Origin of the sequence: Rickettsia endosymbiont of Pantilius tunicatus (assembly GCF_964291875.1) — a bacterium.
In the GTDB taxonomy this organism is placed as follows: Bacteria; Pseudomonadota; Alphaproteobacteria; order Rickettsiales; family Rickettsiaceae; genus Rickettsia.
On record NZ_OZ198175.1, the window covers coordinates 999935 to 1018749 of the forward strand.

Below are 18815 nucleotides of genomic sequence, written 5' to 3' on the forward strand. Positions count from 1 at the left end.
CAAGTCACGGGATGACAATATAATTGACTAGATTCCTGCTTTTAGCTAAGAATGACATCGGAATCACGCAACACCATCACCACGGCATAACACAGAATCCCAACATACTATATCTTTTACTCTCCTATTAAAGGAACGCTCGCATCTGTTTCTATCATTTTATACTCGGAAGCTGCTCTATCTATAGCTTCGTAATTTCCTAAGTTTTTATAATATATTTAATTTTTATTTAAAAAGTTAATACTTACTTTACAATTTATTAAATTTATCCTATAATTTATACCTAATTTATATTAAGTATTTATTATGAAAAAATCCAAATCTCCTACTGAAGTAAAATTTAATTTTACAGCACTAGATAAAGATAAGGTAATAAAATTTGCCCCAGTTCTTTCCATAATTTTGCAAGATAATGCATGGTCAAAACTTTCAAATATGAAAGGTTCTATAGAAGCTGGAGCAGAGGTAATAATAAATATCTTGAATTTTTTAAACGGCAATAGTCCCACAGCAAAAAAAATTCCTATTGATACAAATAAAAAAAATGAAATTTGCTTTGCTAAAGATTTTGTTTAACAATTATGAGTATAAAAATATTCAAGAACACAAAGTACTAAAGGAAATATTAAGAAAGTATTACCCTGAGCAAAAATCTAATGGAGATATTACCTTTTTAGTAAATAATGTTGTCTATACTGAAAAATTTTCTAAAAGTATAAAAACTGAGAATGATAATTCTATAGAAAGTATTTTTTCTCAGCTTGAAACAATGAAAATGGCATTAGAGTGTAGCATAGAAAATAACCACTATGAAGTAGCAGAAAAATTATTTACTGATATATTTTCAAATGCAAGAACAAATTTAGATTCTATATTCTCTAAACAAGAATATGTTAATCATAAGAAATATACGACTATTCTATTTGACTTAGTAAACAAGTTTATGTCTGTTGAACATCAAATTAAAACTATCATAGATCTAACCCCTCATTTAAAGCATTATTTTAATATTACGGCAGAGTTTGCAGATATATTAATTAACAATAATCACTCAAATGAAGCTGAAGAATTACTTACAGCAGCACTTTATAATATTACTATAGATGATAAACCAAAAAATCAAGATATAGGTTGGTGTTATTATAAATTAGGTTATCTTAATCATAGAAATGGGCAAAAAGAATATGCTGTAGAGTGCTATAAGAATGCTTTAGACAAATTACCAGCTACAGATAAATATATTATACAAACTATTACTTATAATTTATGGGGTATTTATAGTTATTATGATGCTGATGATAGTATAGAAGCGTTATTAAATCAAATGCCAGAATCTAGTCTTAAAGATCTACTAAAATTAGGCAGAAATTTAACAAATATTACTACTTCCAAATTAGATAATATTAACCGCTCTGATTTACAACCTCACCATACTCAAATGTTTGATCTTTACAAATATAGTGCTAAGTACAATGCTCTTCCAATTGATCAAAAAATTAGTAAAAAAACACGCTTTACAAAAGATTTAAATACAATATAGTAAATTAAGTTGAGGTTTGAGTATAGGGATGATATATATAAAGGAAAATGCCAAGATCATATAGTCAAGATTTTAGAAAAAGAGTTATAGGATATGTAGAAAGAGGTAATAGCTGCAATAGCACTGCGATAAGATTTGAAATAGCAGCAAACACAGTAAGGAATTGGTATAAGAGATATAAGTCCGAAGGACATTATTTAGCAAGAAGAATAGGAGGCAAAAAAGGACGGGTAACAAGTCAAGATGTTGAGTTGTACGTGAGTTCTAATCCTAATTTCACATTATTAGAAATGGGTACGTATTTTAATATGAGTTCTGTGGGTGCGTATTATTGGTTAAAGCAACTAGGTTTTAGCTATAAAAAAAAGACTTTTCCTACTTGGAAGCAAGTCAAGAAAAGCGAGATAAGTACCAAGAGGTCATAAAAGATACACCAATAGAACATCTTGTATATATTGATGAAAGTGGTATTGAGATAAATATCTGCAAAGATAGAGGATGGGGCAAAAAAAGCGAAAAACTTATTGGTAAAAAAAGCGGTAAATATTACAACAGAACAAATATCATAGCTGGTTATGTTAATAAAGAGTGTATAGCACCGATGATATTTAATGGAACATGTAATAGACAATTATTTGAAAGTTGGGTTGGAGAATTTTTAATAAAAGAGCTAAAACCTGGACAAGTTGTAGTGATGGATAACGCTGCTTTCCATAAGTCTCAAAGGACCAAAGAACTAATAGAATCAGTAGGTTGTAGGATAATATTCTTACCACCTTACTCCCCTGATCTAAATCCAATAGAGAAATTTTGGACCAATATGAAGCGATGGATTAAAGCTACAATTACTCAATTTGATCAATTATATAATGCTTTAATTCAATTCTTTAATACGCAAACTTCAACTTAATTTACCATAATCAAAAAAAATCCTGATATTGATAAATTATTAGCTCTTTCCTTAGCTATTTATACAGAACAATTTGACATAGCTCGCAATATATTAAATACAGTTCCAGAACATGAAATAGACAAGTGTAAAATGTTAAATTTATCGCTCTTAAGAAGTTATCTTGATCCGAATTCTATAATTTATGATGCAGATACATTAAAAAAAGAAGACACAATCGAAGTTCTTAATGCTGCTAACACCTCTTTAATGGCAGAAGATAGAGAAAATCTAGTTTCTAAAAATGTCCAAAAAGTTTTACAAAATATTGAAAAGGTTTTAGAACACCATCCACAAAATGAAGAAACCTTAGAAATAGGGATAAATGCTGCTTTACTAAATAATGATATAGATAAAGCTAGAGAATAAGCAAACCAATTAAGTAAAGAAAAACAAGAAGAAATCTTTGTAGGTGAGTCTGAAGAAGCTTCAAAAATAGATGATTTAGATCAGTTACTTGCACAATATGATGCTAAAAAAATTCATCAATATTATCAAGATAAAAAAGAACAACAACTTCATATATTAAGTCAGAAAATTATCCATTATACCACTTCATGGAATATTCCAGGAAAAATTCATGTTAAAAGCACTGAAGCTACTTATATTGGTAAATATAAGGGGCAAGACTGTTATGGTATCATTAGTGATAAAGTAAAGGAATCAGTTGGCTCTTTGTTACCTCGTTTTGAGAAAGCCATGGAAAAAGGAATAATACATCATCAATATGGTATAAATGGAGTAAAATTTATTGAAGAAAAGGCTGTGGAAGTTAAGATTAGAGCTGATAAAAGGTTATTGGCACGTGAAATTTATGAAAGAAAAAAAGCTATTAATAAATTTTGATTATGAAGCTAATCATAAAGAAGCTGAAGTGTTTATTAATGGTCATCACTTAGAGCCTGTCTTGAAAAGATATAAGAAATAATTTATATTGTCAAAAAATAATAAAGTAGGAATATGTATCCCAGTGATATAGTGGAAGAAGAAAGGATACATTTAGCTCCATTTGTTGGTCCTTGCAAGATAGGACGGTCACGTAAACATAATATAAGAGATATAATTAATGGCATTCGTTACGTAATGAGGAGTGGTTGTCAGTGACGATTATTACCTAAAGATTTTCCCCCATGGCAAACAGTATATGACTATTATTTACGTTGGCGTAAGAATGGTAGATGGCAAGAAATACATGATAGATTAGTCCAAAAAGTAAGGGAGAAAGAAAGTAAGAAATCCACTCCTACTGTAGGGATTATAGATAGTCAGTCTGTTAAGACTACCCAAAAAGGGGAGCTAGAGGATATGATGCAGGCAAGAAGATTAAGGGTAGGAAACACCATATAGTTACAGATACACTTGGTTTAGTATTATCATGTGAAGTACATTCAGCAGGTATACAAGACAGAGATGGTACTAAAAATGTAATAATCAAGGCAAAAGCAAAATATCCTAGTATTATCAAATTTTTTGCAGATATGGTAAATTAAGTTGAAGTTTGCGTATTAAAGAATTGAATTAAAGCATTATATAATTGATCAAATTGAGTAATTGTAGCTTTAATCCATCGCTTCATATTGGCCCAAAATTTCTCTATTGGATTTAGATCAGGGGAGTAAGGTGGTAAGAATATTATCCTACAACCTACTGATTCTATTAGTTCTTTGGTCCTTTGAGACTTATGGAAAGCAGCGTTATCCATCACTACAACTTGTCCAGGTTTTAGCTCTTTTATTAAAAATTCTCCACTGACTAACGAATATTAGAATTCCCTATGACGAATATTAAAATTACCTATTTTTGAGTAAAAAATATTGTCTAGTGTATTATATTATTATCCTCCAATTTTATAGTTAATTTTTTTTCTTTTGCTGTAGCGATTCTATAACTTTCAGTATTCAGTTCAAGAATTGAAGAATGGTGAACCAATCTGTCAATGGCTGCTGATGTAGTCATTTCGTCTTTAAAAATGGAATTCCATTTTGCAAAAACTAAATTGCTAGTAATTAATACACTACGCATCTCATAACGTTCAGCTAATAAGGTAAATAAAACATCAGTTTCCTCACGATTATATGGTACATATGATATATCATCAATTATCAATATTTCAAAATAATCGAATTTTTTAATAATTTGCTTAAGTTTTAAACTAAGCTTTGCTTCTAGTAATTGTTGAACCAAATTAGCTGCTGTTGTATATAATACACGCCTACCGGCAAGACACCACTCACGTGCTAAACCTATACTAAGATGACTTTTGCCAGTACCAGGATTACCAAAAATAAGTATATTTTCATAGCGATCCATAAATTCTCCTTGTGCAAGATATTGGATCTTAGTTGACGATAATCCTGGGATACGCTTAATATCAAAGTTGCTTAATAACTTATCTCGAGAGAGTTTTGCTTGCTTTAGCAATCTGGCGATACGTTGCTGATGTCTATGTTCTAACTCACGTATGGCTAACTCTTGTAGATAATCTATATATGTTTTCTTTTCTTGCTCAAAGCTTTCTGCAACTGATTTATAGCATGATGCAAAAGTAGGTAAACAAAGGTTCTTGAGTAAATTATTTAGCGGTTGCGGAGTTATTATCTTTTTACTCATGCGACCTCCATTGTTTTAAAGCAATGTAATTGATCATATTCGGACAGTACTGGTTGATTAATTTTTACTGAACAAACAGTTTTAGTCTGACTATTTAGTAAATCTGTAATATGATCAATTATTGGTTCAATCTTCTCTTCTACTAGCATTTCTAATGCAGCAACTACATTCAATTCTCCATACATTTTTGCTAATTGTAATATTTTAAGATATATTTTATGCCCCTTATATGGATATATAGATATCAGCTGGTCATATACCTGACGAAATATAGCACGTGGAAATAAAGCTTCATAATATTGATATTGGGCAAATGCTCCAGGTTTACGTACTAAACTATCAATGATATGTCTATAATCAATAACATAGCCATTGCTGATTCTAAACATTTTTTGTAAACATTTGTTACCATAGTAAAGCTCTATTTCTTCAGAATAAATATAAGCTTTTAAAGTATAACCTATTAAGCGACTAGGCACAGAATAAGCTACAGATAAAATACTAACTGTACTGCTTGGGTTAACACGTACTGATAATATTGTAGGTGCATTCCATTTCCTGATTGGTAACTCTTTTAAATAAACTAATTCTTCAGCTAATTTTTCTTTTCTACAGCTATTGCGCTTTTCTTTAATTTGTGTAAGGAATAATTCATAAGCTTTTAAATCAACAAAATTACGTGATCCACGTAATAGCAAATGTTGATTCACTGCTTGCTTAAATGTATCATGACTTTTTTCAACAGAACCATTTTCATGACTGACACCGGGATTATTTCGCGATGGTGCAACATCGTAATAACCAAGCAATTCTTGCCATTTTTCTGTAAATTGTCTACTATTACCACATTGCTTGGTAGCTGCACTTAAATTATCTGTACGATGCTCTGGTAAAACTCCACCTAACTCCCATACAGCTTTTTCAAACCCTGATGCTAATGTATCAAAACTTTCACTATGGCATATGCTGAAAGTTTCCCAACATGAATAAGGCAATATAAAATGAAATAGTAAATGAGAATATGGTTTCCCATCAATACAAATACCTAATTGATTCATATTGGTCCAATCAGACTGGCTTTGTTTGCCAGGAAGAATATTTTGTAAAAAGATGACTGGCTTATCCTTACCATGTTCAGCTCTCCATTGTTTCAACCTTTTCTGCAAACAGCGTAATTGCTTTCCATTATAATTTCCATGATACTTTTCTGTCAAATATGCTAATATGGTAGTTGCTTGCAACTCCGGTGCTGATCCTAGCATTGATTCTATTTCATCCCAGTGCTTAACAAATGGATCCTTACGTGTCCTATATTTACGTACTGTTCGTAATTCGCTTGGATACTTATTAACACCTAAATATTTACGTGCTGTTTTTACACTCATACCTGCTTTTGCAGCAGAAATTATCTGATTATATTTTTTGATCTTTTGCATTAAAATACCTACTTGTTTATTTGTACATGTCATCAGTAATTCTCGAATAATAAATAAATCTTAAAAAGAAATTTTTATTCGATATTACTGTCCATAGTTACTTCTTTTTTATAGGTAATTTTAATGTTCGTTGAGGGTATTTCTAATATTCGTTAGTCACCAACCCAACTTTCAAATAATTGTCTATTACATGTTCCATTAAATATCATCGGTGCTATACACTCTTTATTAACATAACCAGCTATGATATTTGTTCTGTTGTAATATTTACCGCTTTTTTTACCAATAAGTTTTTCGCTTTTTTTGCCCCATCCTCTATCTTTGCAGATATTTATCTCAATACCACTTTCATCAATATATACAAGATGTTCTATTGGTGTATCTTTTATGACCTCTTGGTACTTATCTCGCTTTTCTTGACTTGCTTCCAAGTAGGAAAAGTCTTTTTTTTATAGCTAAAACCTAGTTGCTTTAACCAATAATACGCACCCACAGAACTCATATTAAAATACGTACCCATTTCTAATAATGTGAAATTAGGATTAGAACTCACGTACAACTCAACATCTTGACTTGTTACCCGTCCTTTTTTGCCTCCTATTCTTCTTGCTAAATAATGTCCTTCGGACTTATATCTCTTATACCAATTCCTTACTGTGTTTGCTGCTATTTCAAATCTTATCGCAGTGCTATTGCAGCTATTACCTCTTTCTACATATCCTATAACTCTTTTTCTAAAATCTTGACTATATGATCTTGGCATTTTCCTTTATATATATCATCCCTATACTCAAACCTCAACTTAATTTACTATAGTGGTTATGCTGGAGCATTACAAATTTGGTGTTTTTTAACTGTAAGAGCATTACTGACAATTTCTCGTAAAATTGTTGATCAAGTGGGGTTTAAAGTGATTCCCAAGCGTTGGATAGTTGAACGTACTTTTGGCTGGCTCAATAATTTTCGTCGTATGAGTAAAGACTATGAGCATAACTATAAAACTTCTGAACATATTATTTATATCAATATGATTACACTTATGCTTAAAAAATTGACTAAACCTTAATTTCAAGACAGGCTCTTAGAAATATATCACGAATAAATGAAAAGTTGGTAAACAAGTATATCAATGTGTTATATTTATCACATCTGGCATAATAATTCTATCTTCTAAACAAAATACTTACTTATTAATAAAAATTAATACTAGGTTAAAATTTATTAATAGGTAATGTTATGAAAAGTAAATTTTCAGCAAGTATACTTAGTCTTAATTCTTATACTCAAAATCCTGTTATTAATGACATAAAAAAATTGGCAGAAGAATTAAAAGTTAGATCAGAAGTTAGATCAGATGTAGAAGTCAAGATTTGATCTTACAGACACTATAAAAATTATATCTGAATATCTGATAAATTATGACTGTCAGATGAGTATTCAAGATACAAGATTTCATTATTCTTTTCAACAGCTAATTTCTTACTATCCTTAAAAGTTTGCATAGGCGTTTTACCATAACAATATTTTCCTGAATGTGGTCGCTCATTATTGAAATGCTCTAACCAAATATCAAGATCTAATTGTAAATCATCAAGATCAGTGTAGATCTTTTTCCGCATAGCTGTATCAAAGAATTCTTGTGTCATAGTTTTATTAAAACGTTCACACATACCATTTGTTTGAGGAGAATATGCTTTAGTAATAGTATGTTCTATACCTTCGATACTTAGAAATAATTCAAAAGCATGATGCTCTATATTTCCCTTATATTCTGACCCGCGATCTGTCAGAATACGAAGTATTGTATGCCTTGAGTTTCATACCATGGTAACACGCGGTCATTAAGCATATCAGCAGCAGTTAAAGCTGTTTTATCAGTATATATGGTAAATTAAGTTGAAGTTTGCGTATTAAAGAATTGAATTAAAGCATTATATAATTGATCAAATTGAGTAATTGTAGCTTTAATCCATCGCTTCATATTGGCCCAAAATTTCTCTATTGGATTTAGATCAGGGGAGTAAGGTGGTAAGAATATTATCCTACAACCTACTGATTCTATTAGTTCTTTGGTCCTTTGAGACTTATGGAAAGCAGCGTTATCCATCACTACAACTTGTCCAGGTTTTAGCTCTTTTATTAAAAATTCTCCAACCCAACTTTCAAATAATTGTCTATTACATGTTCCATTAAATATCATCGGTGCTATACACTCTTTATTAACATAACCAGCTATGATATTTGTTCTGTTGTAATATTTACCGCTTTTTTTACCAATAAGTTTTTCGCTTTTTTTGCCCCATCCTCTATCTTTGCAGATATTTATCTCAATACCACTTTCATCAATATATACAAGATGTTCTATTGGTGTATCTTTTATGACCTCTTGGTACTTATCTCGCTTTTCTTGACTTGCTTCCAAGTAGGAAAAGTCTTTTTTTTATAGCTAAAACCTAGTTGCTTTAACCAATAATACGCACCCACAGAACTCATATTAAAATACGTACCCATTTCTAATAATGTGAAATTAGGATTAGAACTCACGTACAACTCAACATCTTGACTTGTTACCCGTCCTTTTTTGCCTCCTATTCTTCTTGCTAAATAATGTCCTTCGGACTTATATCTCTTATACCAATTCCTTACTGTGTTTGCTGCTATTTCAAATCTTATCGCAGTGCTATTGCAGCTATTACCTCTTTCTACATATCCTATAACTCTTTTTCTAAAATCTTGACTATATGATCTTGGCATTTTCCTTTATATATATCATCCCTATACTCAAACCTCAACTTAATTTACTATAGTTTAGCATCAGCTACTCTGCTATAGCTATCAATAAATACCTGAGAATAAACCTTACCTATATCCTTAAAATTTCCTACATAATATGTATCTTGGCATCCTAGATAACCTGGATGCTGTGTCTCAATCTCGCCATGGGCTTCTTTTTCGCTACGTCGTTTCTCTAGTACTTGTAACTGAGATTCAGTAAGTACAATACCATCCTGAGCCATCCTTGCTTCTAATGCTTTAAGCCTTTTATTGATATTGTTTAAATCATTACGTAACCAAATTGATCTCACTCCTCCAGGTGATACAAGTATACCGCTCTTCTTAAGCTCATTTGATACTCTTAGCTGACCATATGCTGGATATTCTATTGCCATATCCATTACTGCCTTCTCTATCGCTGGATCAACTCTATTGGCTATTATTGGCTTTCTTCGACTAATTTCATACAACGCTTCTTCACCACCAGTTTCATACAGTTCTTTAAATCTGTAATAACTATCTCTGCTATAGCCCATCGCTTTACATGCTGATGATATGCTACCAAGACTCTTAGCGAGTTCTAGTAATCCTAATTTTGGCTTTATTATTTTTTGATTTAAGTTCATTTCTTATCTCCATTTAATAATTAATTTATTTTACTAAATGTAAGATCAAATCTCAACTATTACAGATCAGAAGTTAGATCAGCTTATAAAATAGTTCCAACTAAATTTTCTATGGACGAAACATATGATCAAATATTATATGCTTTACAAACTGTAAAATTTGCCAAAGCATATGTAAAAGAACCAAATTTCGGTATAAATGAAACTCAAGAATGGTGTAAAAAATTAAATGATTATGGAATTATTGTTACTTGTTTATTAGCTGAAAGTGTTAATAAATCTGTATTAAGTTTTTTACCATTAAAAAAAAGTAATAAAATATTGGATTTTTTATCATCTTATTTGTTAGATAATGCTTCTGAAGCTCTTAAAGAAACTATGCCGAAAGAGTTTATAGATAAATATAATATGACTAATGCTGTAAAATTACTCAGCAATGAAGAAATAAAAAGTTATTTGAAAGAATATGTAGGAGCCAATCAGCAACCTATTCATCAAGATACTACAACTGCTATTCATGAAGAAGAAAATGTTGAAACTATGGGAGATAATGTAGCATCAACAACTTAATATTTATAATTTTCTTGCAATATAGATTTAACCTTATTTAAAAAGCTTGTTAAAGCTAGTACGAGATAAAGTTTATATTTCGTACTAGTTTTACTATATATTAATTAAATATCAAAACTCCATTCTATTCCAATATTCCCTAAAACTTTTTCAGCTTCATTAACCTCCGACTTTATTGCTTGATAATTATCATGATACTCTTCAAATAATAAAGTTAAATAATAGATATTTAAGAACTCATCCACTTTCTTGCATAATAAATTAATATTTTTAACTTTTCCACATTTTGTATATAGCTTAATGCGATAAGATAGTGACTTAGAGTATGAGTTAGATTATACTAAATGAAAAACTTATGGCAAAGGCATATTCATACGATTTAAGAATACGAGTAATAAAAAGTTTAACAGATGGTAAAACAATAAAAGAGACTTCTGAGATATACTCTATTAGTAGGAAGACTATAATAGAATGGAAAAAATTAAAGAAACAAACCGGCGATATCAAAGCAAAAAGTGGTTATCATACAGGACATCGTAGAATAATAAGAGACATAGAGGGATTTAAAAAATTTATAGAATTAAATTTTGATAAAACCACCATGGAACTAGCTAACAACTGGAGTCAAAAAGTATCTGCAAGTACGATATCAAGATTGCTTAATAAATTAGGTTATAGTTATAAAAAAAACTTTTCTTCATCCCAAAAGAGATGTTGGTCTAAGGAATGAGTTTATATTGAAACTAAAAACTATAGACAAACAAGATTTAGTATTTATCGATGAATCTGGGATAGAAGATAATAGCTGTAGAGAACACGGGTGGAGCATTATCGGTCAAAGATGTTATGGTGAAAGGGTCTATCAACATAAATCACGGATTAGTATGATTGCTGGGGTGTCTGCCAAAGATATTATTGCCCCAATAATATTTGATGGGACATGTAATAAGGACATTTTTGAAACTTATGTACAAGAGATATTGATCAAAGAGTTAAAGCCTGGTCAGATAGTAGTAATGGATAATATTAATTTTCATAAAAGTACAAAAGTGAAAACGTTAATTGAATCTGTTGGTTGCAGTATTTTATTTTTACCAACTTACTCTCCTGATTTAAATCCTATTGAGCATTACTGGTTTAAAATCAAGAACGAAATAAGAAAAACTGTTTCTAATTTTGAGCACTTTTTTGATGCGGTTTACTATGCTCTTGAAAAAGTCACTACCTTATCGCATTAAGCTATATATTGATCATTTAAAATACTTTCCAACTTAGAAAGTTGTGCTTCATCATTAGCAGTTTTTAATAATACTAAATTTGGTAATAAACTTTCCGGATTGTTTTTATAATGCTCAATAGAAAAATTGAGTCTCTTTTGGTCCAATTTTTCATATTCAGGAATTTCAAATTTATGCGGAGCAGTGAAAAATTTTAGATTTTCCTGAATAAATTCTTGAGTTTTTTGATCAATTAACGCTTCTCTTTTCTGATCAATAAAATTTAAAAATGCTTTACGAGGTAATACATCTATAAGATCCGGATTTAGTAACTTTTCAATCTCGTTAGTTAGTATATCTACATTATCTTTAAATGAATCCTCTAATTCTCTGACTTTGGATATAAAATCAATTTCAGATTTAATGAATTCAGTTATCTTACTACCATAATTATCTAAAACTTCTTTTAATTTTTCAGGAGTTTTGCATTCAGTTATTAGATGTTTTACAAAATTATTATAAATATTACCATGATATGCTTCGTAAATATTATTTGGAGTATTGATAAACCATAATAACTTACCTGCTTCCGATTCTTCTGATATTTCAAGGTTTTTTTCATTAGCTATTAGAAAACATACTCTTTTTAAGGCTAAATTCTTCGCAGGTGATGCATCTACATCTTCATAATTTGCTTTAGGATTAGATAAAATATCGGTGCTTTTAATAAGCTGTAATATGTATTTATCTTCTACTCTTTCAGAATTAAAAAAATTAATAAAATTTTTTTAATATTCTTTAAAATTAATTCCAGTAGCTGCATATACTAATTCGCCACTTCCGCAAAATAATTGGACAAATTTATAAGGATCATCAGAATTCTCAGTAAGAAAATTTATTATTTTTTCAGGAACTACAGATATTAACTTTTTTTCAATAAAATTCTCTTTATATGGTTTATAAAGATAAATTTTTGTATATAATAACTGATCTAGAATGTCTCTTCCCACTGCGTCTTTATGTATGATTTGTTCTTTTAACAAATTATTATCTTCTAATAATTCTACAATAAAGTTTGTAGATTTTGGTAAGTTAGCTAATACTGCCCTAATTAGCGGGGTCATTTCATTATTACTATCTTGAACAGTAAAGCAATCGATAGGAATATTTTTTCTTTTAGTAATTCTAATATTTCCACAACTTTTTTATCATGTTCTTTTTGATCTCTTACAACATTTTGATCCAGCTCCCAAGTGTTGAAAAGATGTAGTATGCTGGTTTGACCAGTATCATCTACTGCTTTAATATTAGCCCCCTTGTCTAACAACAATTTCAATCCCCTTTATATTGAGACATCTAAATGCTTCAATAAGTAATGTTACTACATTTTTTCTATTTTCAGATTCTTCTATTTCAAATTTCTCACTGATTAGATTAGGATTTTCATCAATCAACTGAGAAAGTTCTTGTATATTTCCTTGCTCTAAATATTTACGAGCTTTTATTATTAAATTAGAAATGTTAGGCATATGATCCTCCTTGATTTTAAGTTAATAATTTCCCTCATAATAGTTAACAAAAATTAATAATCAAGAATTAATTACCATAAAATATGATTTTTTAATAAAATTTGTTTTAGACCTCAAATATGATATATTCAATATAAAAACGATATTTATGATTCCTATTATTCCTTTTTTACAGGATTTTGCTGAATTTATTATAAGTAAATTTGGTAAAGAGAATTTGCATAAAGAACTTAAAATAATATTCCCAAATAGTCGTTTCTGCCTTGAATTAAAAGAAATTTTAACTCAGAAATATAAAGTACAAAATCTACCTGTTATTATCTCGTTTAATGCTATCATCTCAAAAAAGGATTCTTCAGAAGATTACATGTCTAAAATGGAAGAATTATTCATCCTGTCAAAAATAATTACCGAATATAAAAAATTAGATTTTACTCCTGAGGAAGCGTTAAAAGCTGCTAGAATTTTAAATAAATTATTTGCAGATTTAGAAAATAATAATATCGATATAAAACTAATTGAGACTTACAATAATTCAGAATATTGGCAAAATATTTATAAATTCTTAGAATATAGTTTTTTTAAATGGCAAGAAAACGAAAAACAAAGCAGCAATAATTATAAATTAAAATTGCTCTTGGAAGAGATAGCAAGAACCAAAAACGGCAATAAAAAGGTAATATTAGCCGGCATATTCAAACCTGATTCTTTCTTAAAAAAATATGAAGAAGAACTGCAAATAATTAAATATAATGAGATAAAACTAGCTCACAATAACATATATTATTATGAGCCTACGGATATTTATGAAGAAGCTGAGCAGATAGCTCACATATGCAAGCAGAATGCGGATAAAAAAATAGCTATTGTTATAAATAACAATAAATTGAAAAGGATATATTGTAACTATTTAGATAAATATGAGTTAGTGTTTGAAGATTTGATCGGTAATGATCTAAAACTAACAAATGTAAGTAGCTTACTAATATCTATCATCAATATATTATGTAATAATTTTGATTTAAAACTTTTATTTTTATTACTTAAAAACCCTTTAATAAACTGCACTAATGTTCAAAAACTTGAGTTATTATTATCAGGTAAAAATCGTTTTATATCTTCACCAAAATATTTACTACAGTTACAATTTGATAATGAGGATCTAAGAAGTTACAGCCATAATTTAATAGATATTTTATTTGCTACAAAACCTTATAATATCAATGATATATTAGTAGTTTCTAAAGAAATAGCTGAAAAGCTTTTACCAGAAATTTGGGAAAAAGAGGGAGGAGCTGAGCTATTAGAATTTTTAAATAATTTAATAGAGTTTAGCGGTAGTATAAACACCAGTAAAAAAGATTTTCCTAAAATTTTTACTTTATTACTTTCTAACGTTAAATATTACAAAAATGTTGAATCTAAGATAATTATTGGTTTACCTGAAGAACTTGCTTTATCTCGTTTCGATTTAGTTATATTACCACATTTTAATAGCGATAATTGGAGTACTGCTGCCACTACTCACCCTTATTTAAGCAAGGAAGCAAAGCAAATATTAGACATAGATTATGATGAAGTTAATACCCAAATATATTCAGACTATTTTGATTTGTTATTACAAAATGAAGAAGTAATCATATTAAATGCAAAAAAATATGCCGGAAAATTATCCACTCCTTGTAATTTATTTTTAAAGTTATCAAACAAAAATATCATCCCGAATAAAAGTGTCATACCGCGACTTGATCGCGGTATCTCTGGAGTTATATTTCTGGATTCCACTACAAGCACGCAAGATGACATAGAACAGGCGGCACACAGTACTTTTTTCCCCAATATATTATCTGTAACAGATATAGAAACTTTAATCAGGAATCCATATGGTTTTTATGCTAAGAAAATTCTAAAGCTACGGACTCAAGATAAGATATGGGAAGAGCCAAAAATATCAGATTTTGGGAACTTTATTCATAAAGTTTTAGAAGAATATTCTAAGAATTATGACCAGCAAAATATGCTTGATAAACAGCAGGCTTTGCTAAATATTGGCAATAATATTTTACATAGCACTATTCTACCAACATATACAAAGAAAACTTGGCAAACAAAACTAACACTACTTAGCAAAACTTTTATTCTATTTGATATGGAACGCAGAAAAAATTGTCAAAAAATTTATTTTGAAATTAAGGGAGAGCTGAACTTAAATATAGCAGGACAGAATATAAAAATAATTGGTATAGCTGACCGAATTGAAATCAGTAAATCAAACCGCATAACTATATTAGATTATAAAACTGGTACTATCCCAACTAAAAAAGAAATAGAGCTAGGACTTTCACCTCAGCTTATTATAGAAAGTTTGATGATACTCGAAAACGGCTTTAATATTTGTCATTCTCACTCTCCTGTATGTCATTCCAGCAACGGCGGGAATCCAGTTGAAGACATCACCATTGCCTATGTAAAAATAACTAGCACCGAGCCTTATGTACAAACAACAGAAATAAGTTTAAGCATGGAAACACTAGAAAAACATAAACAAGGATTAATTAGATTGCTTGAATATTATGTTATAAACAAGTCTTTTGTTTATGATTTGGATATGTCTAAATATAATGATTATTTGCATTTGAGGGGGTGAAAGTAGTTTCTCAGTGTCATCCCGCAACTCGATCGCGGGATCCAGAAAAATAATAAAAATACTAATATTATTATTATTTTTTAGCTGGACCCCGTGGTCAAGCAACGGAGTGACAGGGGAAATGATATACGCAACAACGCTCTGCGGGAATGACATCGAAGCCATGCAATAACACTTGCCTCTTCTTATAATGACTTTCACACTATTTAACTAGATATAAGCACCATCATGATCAGGAAATAGTGCGAGCAATACAAGATAATTACCATCTCTATATGCTGTGCCACGATATTTTTGTGAAAATCTAAATGAATATACATTATTACCTTTTGATGTTGTTTTTGAGGTAATTAATTCCCACCTTATACCTTTATCTAATTCTTCCCATTCTAATTGTTTATTTTCTTTAAAGTAGTAAGTAAAGCACGTTGCTCTTGCTTTTCTATGCTAAATAATTGTTCTTGAAAAGCAGGATAATTCATATCTAGTAATATTTTAGTCATTTTGTACCAAATCTACTATTTCATCAAAATTTTCATGCCTTTTATTTGTTTCTACCCATTTTATAGCTCTATCAATTATCTCATTGTTATTTTTATTATAAAGCCACATTTCATTATCAGGAATAAATTTACCAGGTTTAATTATTATAGTACCATCTATTAACGTTAAAACTTGGATTTGCTTACCAGCATATTTTTCCCCAAGTGATACCTGCCCGTTAGCTCCAACTTGCTTTATTGTTTCTATTTGACTTTCTGCTATCATAATATTTCATTTACAAAATTCCTATTTTCCTATTTTAGTATATTTGTGTGTATAAAGCAATAGGAGTTATCACAAATCCATTATCAACTTAAATTTTTCGCCGTTACTTATAATTTTACTATCCGTGTTATAAATAATTGGATCATTGATTTTTTCATGACCGAATCTATCAGTTTTAAATACCGGTACTTTTAAACTATTGGCAAAATTACTCAGCACTAACATTGTGACTTTAGAATCTTTATCAAACGTACCAAATATTATAGCCTTAATATTATTAAGTAATCCGGCTTGTTTCAATTGGAGCAAAGCACGATCTAATTGATAAGGAGCTACATTTATATCTTCTAAAAAAAGAATTTTACCAGCAGTTTTTATTTGCCATTTAGTTCCTATACTAGTTAATACCATAGTTAGGTTACCGCCGGTTAGCTTGCCGCTAACAAGCTCTATTGGCTTGGCTACATCATTAAGAGATACTAACTCATTAATGGTAGCCTGTTTTACTTTACCTTGTAATATTTCAGCAAGTTTTATAAAGTTACCTTGATCTTGTTCGGGTTTCAGTAAACCGGCTACATTAGTGCCATGTATTGTTTTCCATCCCCATTCTTGCGATAGAAAAAGATGCAAAGCTGTTATATCGCTATATCCTATAAAAAACTTTTCTTTATTTGGTTTTGGAAGTTTTAATAAATCAGGAATTAATCTTGCTGACCCGTAACCACCTCTTAAGCTCCATACTATGTTGCTAGATTCATTATATAAGGTATCTTTCAAACAATTGAACCTTATCTCATCAGTACTTGCTAAAAATGGTAAATCACCTTTACTAAGGCACTTAATCGGTATATTTAAGTTAAGAGTTTTGATATTTTTTAAATCGGCTAAAGTTTTGCTATCAGCACCTGAAGCCGGTGCAACAACATTAATTGGAATATTTTTTAAAAGATTGGGTATTGTAGCTTGCGAAAAAGCTGATAATGAAGAATATAGTAATATTAATGAAATTAAATTTTTAAGTTTCATGATATTTATTATTAGAGTTTTACTATTATGTCATCCTGTGGCGGCATTGCCTGCGTGGATCGGAAAATGTCCTGAATGTCATTCTTAGCTAAAAGCAGGAATCCAGTATAAAGCGAGATAAATCAAGCTTTTAATTTTAAAAATTTGCTGCATTTATACTTTTTTCCCTGGATTCCCGCCTACGCAAGAATGACATTAAAAGGCGAAACTTATTATAGAACAATATAGAAAATTTAATCTATTAATAAGCAAGAAACATCACCGGTAATATCTACTGCCTTACTTATTACTTCTTCAGTAGTAAGATTATTATAATCTGACCATTTTGTAGCTAAAGTATTGTCGTTAAAAGAGCCAATTTTTACAAAAGCTTCTGACATAGTTAACTCTTTTTTACTAATTTTATATGCAAGCTTTAATAATATGAGTTCTTTATCCTTAGCTGCTAACTCAATTGACTCTTTAGGAGTTTCTAATGAAGAGGAGTTCTCTGATATAATCTCTTCTTGTTCTATTTTATTATCAAAAGAACAATATGGATTTGTTACATCATATTTTGCAAATAATTCTTTTGTTGAGACATTATTCCATTTTACAGGATATTTTCCCATATCTTTAAGAGCAGTAGCAACACATCCATCGAGATTAATACCTAATTTTTTTGCTGTAGTCATATATGCTACTACACTACCAGGATTTAACTTTGAGAAATGATCTATAAATTCACTTGTTACATCACTTAGTTCATTGCTATGTTTTGTTTCTAACAAAGCTTTTAATACTAGCTTAGCTTGTTCACCCTTTTTTTGGTTATTATCACCTGAACCAGAAGTACTTGCTATCCATCTATATTTAATTGGCTCTTGTTTATCAAGAGGCTTCAAAGGATGTGGCATCCCAATGTCAAAAGTTTCTTTATTTTCATTATTAATACCTAAATTGCTAAGCATCTCCTTAATATTGTGCACATTATTATCATGATCATTAGGTTTTTTTTTACCTTCTTTTTTTATTTGATTACCCAATTTTTTAAGTGCTTTTCCAAATGGCATAATTTCCTCCGTTAATTTATTATTGTGTATATGAATAATACTGATATTTTATCATGTGTCAAAACAA

The 18815-nt window shown here is 29.8% G+C and carries 24 protein-coding genes and 5 pseudogenes; 14 read left to right on the plus strand and 15 right to left on the minus strand.

Annotated features, from left to right (window positions below):
* Positions 1-306 precede the first annotated feature (306 nt).
* The 9 genes and pseudogenes from ACICQC_RS05760 (at position 307) to ACICQC_RS05800 (ending at position 3979) form a co-directional block, all read left to right on the plus strand.
* On the plus strand, positions 307-576 hold the full coding sequence (locus ACICQC_RS05760; RefSeq protein WP_395476332.1) for a hypothetical protein: 270 nt from the start codon (positions 307-309) through the stop codon (positions 574-576).
* Positions 569-1540: a hypothetical protein gene (locus ACICQC_RS05765; RefSeq protein WP_395476333.1), complete on the plus strand. Its 972-nt coding sequence runs from the start codon at positions 569-571 to the stop codon at positions 1538-1540. The genes ACICQC_RS05760 and ACICQC_RS05765 overlap by 8 nt, the downstream gene beginning before the upstream one ends.
* A 47-nt stretch (positions 1541-1587) precedes the next feature.
* Positions 1588-1965 (plus strand): IS630 transposase-related protein, encoded by a 378-nt coding sequence (locus tag ACICQC_RS05770; protein WP_395476240.1) that lies wholly within the window; start codon positions 1588-1590, stop codon positions 1963-1965.
* A complete protein-coding gene (locus tag ACICQC_RS05775) occupies positions 1920-2450 on the plus strand; it encodes an IS630 family transposase (RefSeq protein ID WP_395476334.1) in 531 nt (176 codons plus the stop codon). The genes ACICQC_RS05770 and ACICQC_RS05775 overlap by 46 nt, the downstream gene beginning before the upstream one ends.
* Positions 2451-2582: 132 nt before the next feature.
* Positions 2583-2858 (plus strand): hypothetical protein, encoded by a 276-nt coding sequence (locus ACICQC_RS05780; RefSeq protein WP_395476335.1) that lies wholly within the window; start codon positions 2583-2585, stop codon positions 2856-2858.
* A gap of 330 nt (positions 2859-3188) precedes the next feature.
* The gene (locus ACICQC_RS05785) at positions 3189-3335 is read left to right on the plus strand and encodes a hypothetical protein (RefSeq protein WP_395476336.1); all 147 of its coding nucleotides are present in this window, start codon (positions 3189-3191) and stop codon (positions 3333-3335) included.
* Between the two features lie 114 nt (positions 3336-3449).
* On the plus strand, positions 3450-3593 hold the full coding sequence (locus tag ACICQC_RS05790; RefSeq protein WP_395476337.1) for a transposase: 144 nt from the start codon (positions 3450-3452) through the stop codon (positions 3591-3593).
* Between the two features lie 42 nt (positions 3594-3635).
* A pseudogene (locus ACICQC_RS05795) lies at positions 3636-3836 on the plus strand (transposase); the annotation flags it as partial.
* Positions 3833-3979: a hypothetical protein gene (locus ACICQC_RS05800; protein WP_395477661.1), complete on the plus strand. Its 147-nt coding sequence runs from the start codon at positions 3833-3835 to the stop codon at positions 3977-3979. The pseudogene ACICQC_RS05795 and the gene ACICQC_RS05800, both read left to right, overlap by 4 nt.
* Here the strand turns inward: ACICQC_RS05800 and ACICQC_RS05805 are convergent.
* The 5 genes and pseudogenes from ACICQC_RS05805 to ACICQC_RS05825 all read right to left on the minus strand — a co-directional run.
* Positions 3976-4227, minus strand: a pseudogene (locus tag ACICQC_RS05805) (transposase); the annotation flags it as partial. The gene ACICQC_RS05800 and the pseudogene ACICQC_RS05805 sit on opposite strands and share 4 nt — an antisense overlap.
* A gap of 80 nt (positions 4228-4307) precedes the next feature.
* Entirely contained in the window at positions 4308-5099 is a 792-nt protein-coding gene (gene istB, locus ACICQC_RS05810; RefSeq protein WP_395476338.1) for an IS21-like element helper ATPase IstB, read from the minus strand.
* On the minus strand, positions 5096-6568 hold the full coding sequence (gene istA / locus ACICQC_RS05815; RefSeq protein ID WP_395476339.1) for an IS21 family transposase: 1473 nt from the start codon (positions 6566-6568) through the stop codon (positions 5096-5098). Before istA ends, istB begins: the two co-directional genes overlap by 4 nt.
* Positions 6569-6687: 119 nt before the next feature.
* Entirely contained in the window at positions 6688-6966 is a 279-nt protein-coding gene (locus ACICQC_RS05820) for a transposase (RefSeq protein ID WP_395476340.1), read from the minus strand.
* The gene (locus tag ACICQC_RS05825) at positions 6921-7298 is read right to left on the minus strand and encodes an IS630 transposase-related protein (RefSeq protein ID WP_395476240.1); all 378 of its coding nucleotides are present in this window, start codon (positions 7296-7298) and stop codon (positions 6921-6923) included. The genes ACICQC_RS05820 and ACICQC_RS05825 overlap by 46 nt, the downstream gene beginning before the upstream one ends.
* A gap of 147 nt (positions 7299-7445) precedes the next feature.
* Between ACICQC_RS05825 and ACICQC_RS05830 the strand changes: the two are divergent.
* Together ACICQC_RS05830 and ACICQC_RS05835 are read left to right on the plus strand one after the other, a co-directional pair.
* Positions 7446-7601 (plus strand): annotated as a pseudogene (locus ACICQC_RS05830) (transposase); the annotation flags it as partial.
* 170 nt (positions 7602-7771) lie between these two features.
* Positions 7772-7909, plus strand: a complete 138-nt coding sequence (locus ACICQC_RS05835; protein WP_395476341.1) for a hypothetical protein — start codon at positions 7772-7774, stop codon at positions 7907-7909.
* 20 nt (positions 7910-7929) lie between these two features.
* Here ACICQC_RS05835 and ACICQC_RS05840 read toward each other — a convergent pair.
* From ACICQC_RS05840 to ACICQC_RS05855, 4 genes and pseudogenes are all read right to left on the minus strand, one after another.
* Positions 7930-8420 (minus strand): annotated as a pseudogene (locus tag ACICQC_RS05840) (integrase core domain-containing protein); the annotation flags it as partial.
* A gap of 6 nt (positions 8421-8426) precedes the next feature.
* On the minus strand, positions 8427-8957 hold the full coding sequence (locus tag ACICQC_RS05845; RefSeq protein WP_395476342.1) for an IS630 family transposase: 531 nt from the start codon (positions 8955-8957) through the stop codon (positions 8427-8429).
* The gene (locus tag ACICQC_RS05850) at positions 8912-9289 is read right to left on the minus strand and encodes an IS630 transposase-related protein (RefSeq protein ID WP_395476240.1); all 378 of its coding nucleotides are present in this window, start codon (positions 9287-9289) and stop codon (positions 8912-8914) included. The genes ACICQC_RS05845 and ACICQC_RS05850 overlap by 46 nt, the downstream gene beginning before the upstream one ends.
* A 50-nt stretch (positions 9290-9339) precedes the next feature.
* A pseudogene (locus ACICQC_RS05855) lies at positions 9340-9936 on the minus strand (helix-turn-helix domain-containing protein); the annotation flags it as partial.
* 111 nt (positions 9937-10047) lie between these two features.
* Between ACICQC_RS05855 and ACICQC_RS05860 the strand changes: the two are divergent.
* Both ACICQC_RS05860 and ACICQC_RS05865 read left to right on the plus strand, forming a co-directional pair.
* Positions 10048-10506: a hypothetical protein gene (locus ACICQC_RS05860; protein ID WP_395476343.1), complete on the plus strand. Its 459-nt coding sequence runs from the start codon at positions 10048-10050 to the stop codon at positions 10504-10506.
* 355 nt (positions 10507-10861) lie between these two features.
* Positions 10862-11744, plus strand: a protein-coding gene (locus tag ACICQC_RS05865; RefSeq protein ID WP_395476242.1) for an IS630 family transposase whose coding sequence is annotated in 2 segments (ribosomal slippage) — positions 10862-11188 and positions 11190-11744 — 882 coding nt in all. Because the reading frame shifts where the segments join, the coding sequence is not laid out codon by codon here.
* A 767-nt stretch (positions 11745-12511) separates the two neighbouring features.
* Here the strand turns inward: ACICQC_RS05865 and ACICQC_RS05870 are convergent.
* From ACICQC_RS05870 to ACICQC_RS05880, 3 genes are read right to left on the minus strand one after another with little or no spacing between them, the layout of a single operon-like run.
* On the minus strand, positions 12512-12847 hold the full coding sequence (locus tag ACICQC_RS05870) for a hypothetical protein (RefSeq protein WP_395476344.1): 336 nt from the start codon (positions 12845-12847) through the stop codon (positions 12512-12514).
* On the minus strand, positions 12844-13053 hold the full coding sequence (locus tag ACICQC_RS05875; protein WP_395476345.1) for a hypothetical protein: 210 nt from the start codon (positions 13051-13053) through the stop codon (positions 12844-12846). Before ACICQC_RS05875 ends, ACICQC_RS05870 begins: the two co-directional genes overlap by 4 nt.
* Positions 13031-13252 carry a hypothetical protein gene (locus tag ACICQC_RS05880; protein ID WP_395476346.1) on the minus strand — a complete coding sequence of 74 codons (222 nt, stop codon included), beginning with the start codon at positions 13250-13252 and terminating at the stop codon, positions 13031-13033. The genes ACICQC_RS05875 and ACICQC_RS05880 overlap by 23 nt, the downstream gene beginning before the upstream one ends.
* 148 nt (positions 13253-13400) lie before the next feature.
* On the opposite strand from ACICQC_RS05880, the gene ACICQC_RS05885 reads away from it, so the two are divergent.
* The gene (locus tag ACICQC_RS05885) at positions 13401-15899 is read left to right on the plus strand and encodes a PD-(D/E)XK nuclease family protein (RefSeq protein ID WP_395476347.1); all 2499 of its coding nucleotides are present in this window, start codon (positions 13401-13403) and stop codon (positions 15897-15899) included.
* 495 nt (positions 15900-16394) lie between these two features.
* On the opposite strand, the gene ACICQC_RS05890 is transcribed toward ACICQC_RS05885, so the two are convergent.
* From ACICQC_RS05890 to ACICQC_RS05900, 3 genes are all read right to left on the minus strand, one after another.
* Positions 16395-16667 (minus strand): hypothetical protein, encoded by a 273-nt coding sequence (locus ACICQC_RS05890; RefSeq protein ID WP_395476348.1) that lies wholly within the window; start codon positions 16665-16667, stop codon positions 16395-16397.
* 69 nt (positions 16668-16736) lie between these two features.
* Positions 16737-17696 (minus strand): LD-carboxypeptidase, encoded by a 960-nt coding sequence (locus ACICQC_RS05895; protein ID WP_395476349.1) that lies wholly within the window; start codon positions 17694-17696, stop codon positions 16737-16739.
* Between the two features lie 233 nt (positions 17697-17929).
* The gene (locus ACICQC_RS05900; protein ID WP_395476350.1) at positions 17930-18748 is read right to left on the minus strand and encodes a hypothetical protein; all 819 of its coding nucleotides are present in this window, start codon (positions 18746-18748) and stop codon (positions 17930-17932) included.
* Positions 18749-18815: the final 67 nt, after the last annotated feature.

Coding starts and splice junctions, on each gene's coding strand:
- ACICQC_RS05760 (WP_395476332.1), top strand. CDS start 307: ATGAAAAAATCCAAATCTCCTACTGAAGTAAAATTTAATTTTACAGCA.
- ACICQC_RS05770 (WP_395476240.1), top strand. CDS start 1,588: ATGCCAAGATCATATAGTCAAGATTTTAGAAAAAGAGTTATAGGATAT.
- ACICQC_RS05780 (WP_395476335.1), top strand. CDS start 2,583: ATGTTAAATTTATCGCTCTTAAGAAGTTATCTTGATCCGAATTCTATA.
- ACICQC_RS05785 (WP_395476336.1), top strand. CDS start 3,189: ATGGAAAAAGGAATAATACATCATCAATATGGTATAAATGGAGTAAAA.
- ACICQC_RS05790 (WP_395476337.1), top strand. CDS start 3,450: ATGTATCCCAGTGATATAGTGGAAGAAGAAAGGATACATTTAGCTCCA.
- istB (WP_395476338.1), bottom strand. CDS start 5,099: ATGAGTAAAAAGATAATAACTCCGCAACCGCTAAATAATTTACTCAAG.
- istA (WP_395476339.1), bottom strand. CDS start 6,568: ATGACATGTACAAATAAACAAGTAGGTATTTTAATGCAAAAGATCAAA.
- ACICQC_RS05825 (WP_395476240.1), bottom strand. CDS start 7,298: ATGCCAAGATCATATAGTCAAGATTTTAGAAAAAGAGTTATAGGATAT.
- ACICQC_RS05835 (WP_395476341.1), top strand. CDS start 7,772: ATGAAAAGTAAATTTTCAGCAAGTATACTTAGTCTTAATTCTTATACT.
- ACICQC_RS05850 (WP_395476240.1), bottom strand. CDS start 9,289: ATGCCAAGATCATATAGTCAAGATTTTAGAAAAAGAGTTATAGGATAT.
- ACICQC_RS05860 (WP_395476343.1), top strand. CDS start 10,048: ATGGACGAAACATATGATCAAATATTATATGCTTTACAAACTGTAAAA.
- ACICQC_RS05870 (WP_395476344.1), bottom strand. CDS start 12,847: ATGACCCCGCTAATTAGGGCAGTATTAGCTAACTTACCAAAATCTACA.
- ACICQC_RS05880 (WP_395476346.1), bottom strand. CDS start 13,252: ATGCCTAACATTTCTAATTTAATAATAAAAGCTCGTAAATATTTAGAG.
- ACICQC_RS05885 (WP_395476347.1), top strand. CDS start 13,401: ATGATTCCTATTATTCCTTTTTTACAGGATTTTGCTGAATTTATTATA.
- ACICQC_RS05890 (WP_395476348.1), bottom strand. CDS start 16,667: ATGATAGCAGAAAGTCAAATAGAAACAATAAAGCAAGTTGGAGCTAAC.
- ACICQC_RS05895 (WP_395476349.1), bottom strand. CDS start 17,696: ATGAAACTTAAAAATTTAATTTCATTAATATTACTATATTCTTCATTA.
- ACICQC_RS05900 (WP_395476350.1), bottom strand. CDS start 18,748: ATGCCATTTGGAAAAGCACTTAAAAAATTGGGTAATCAAATAAAAAAA.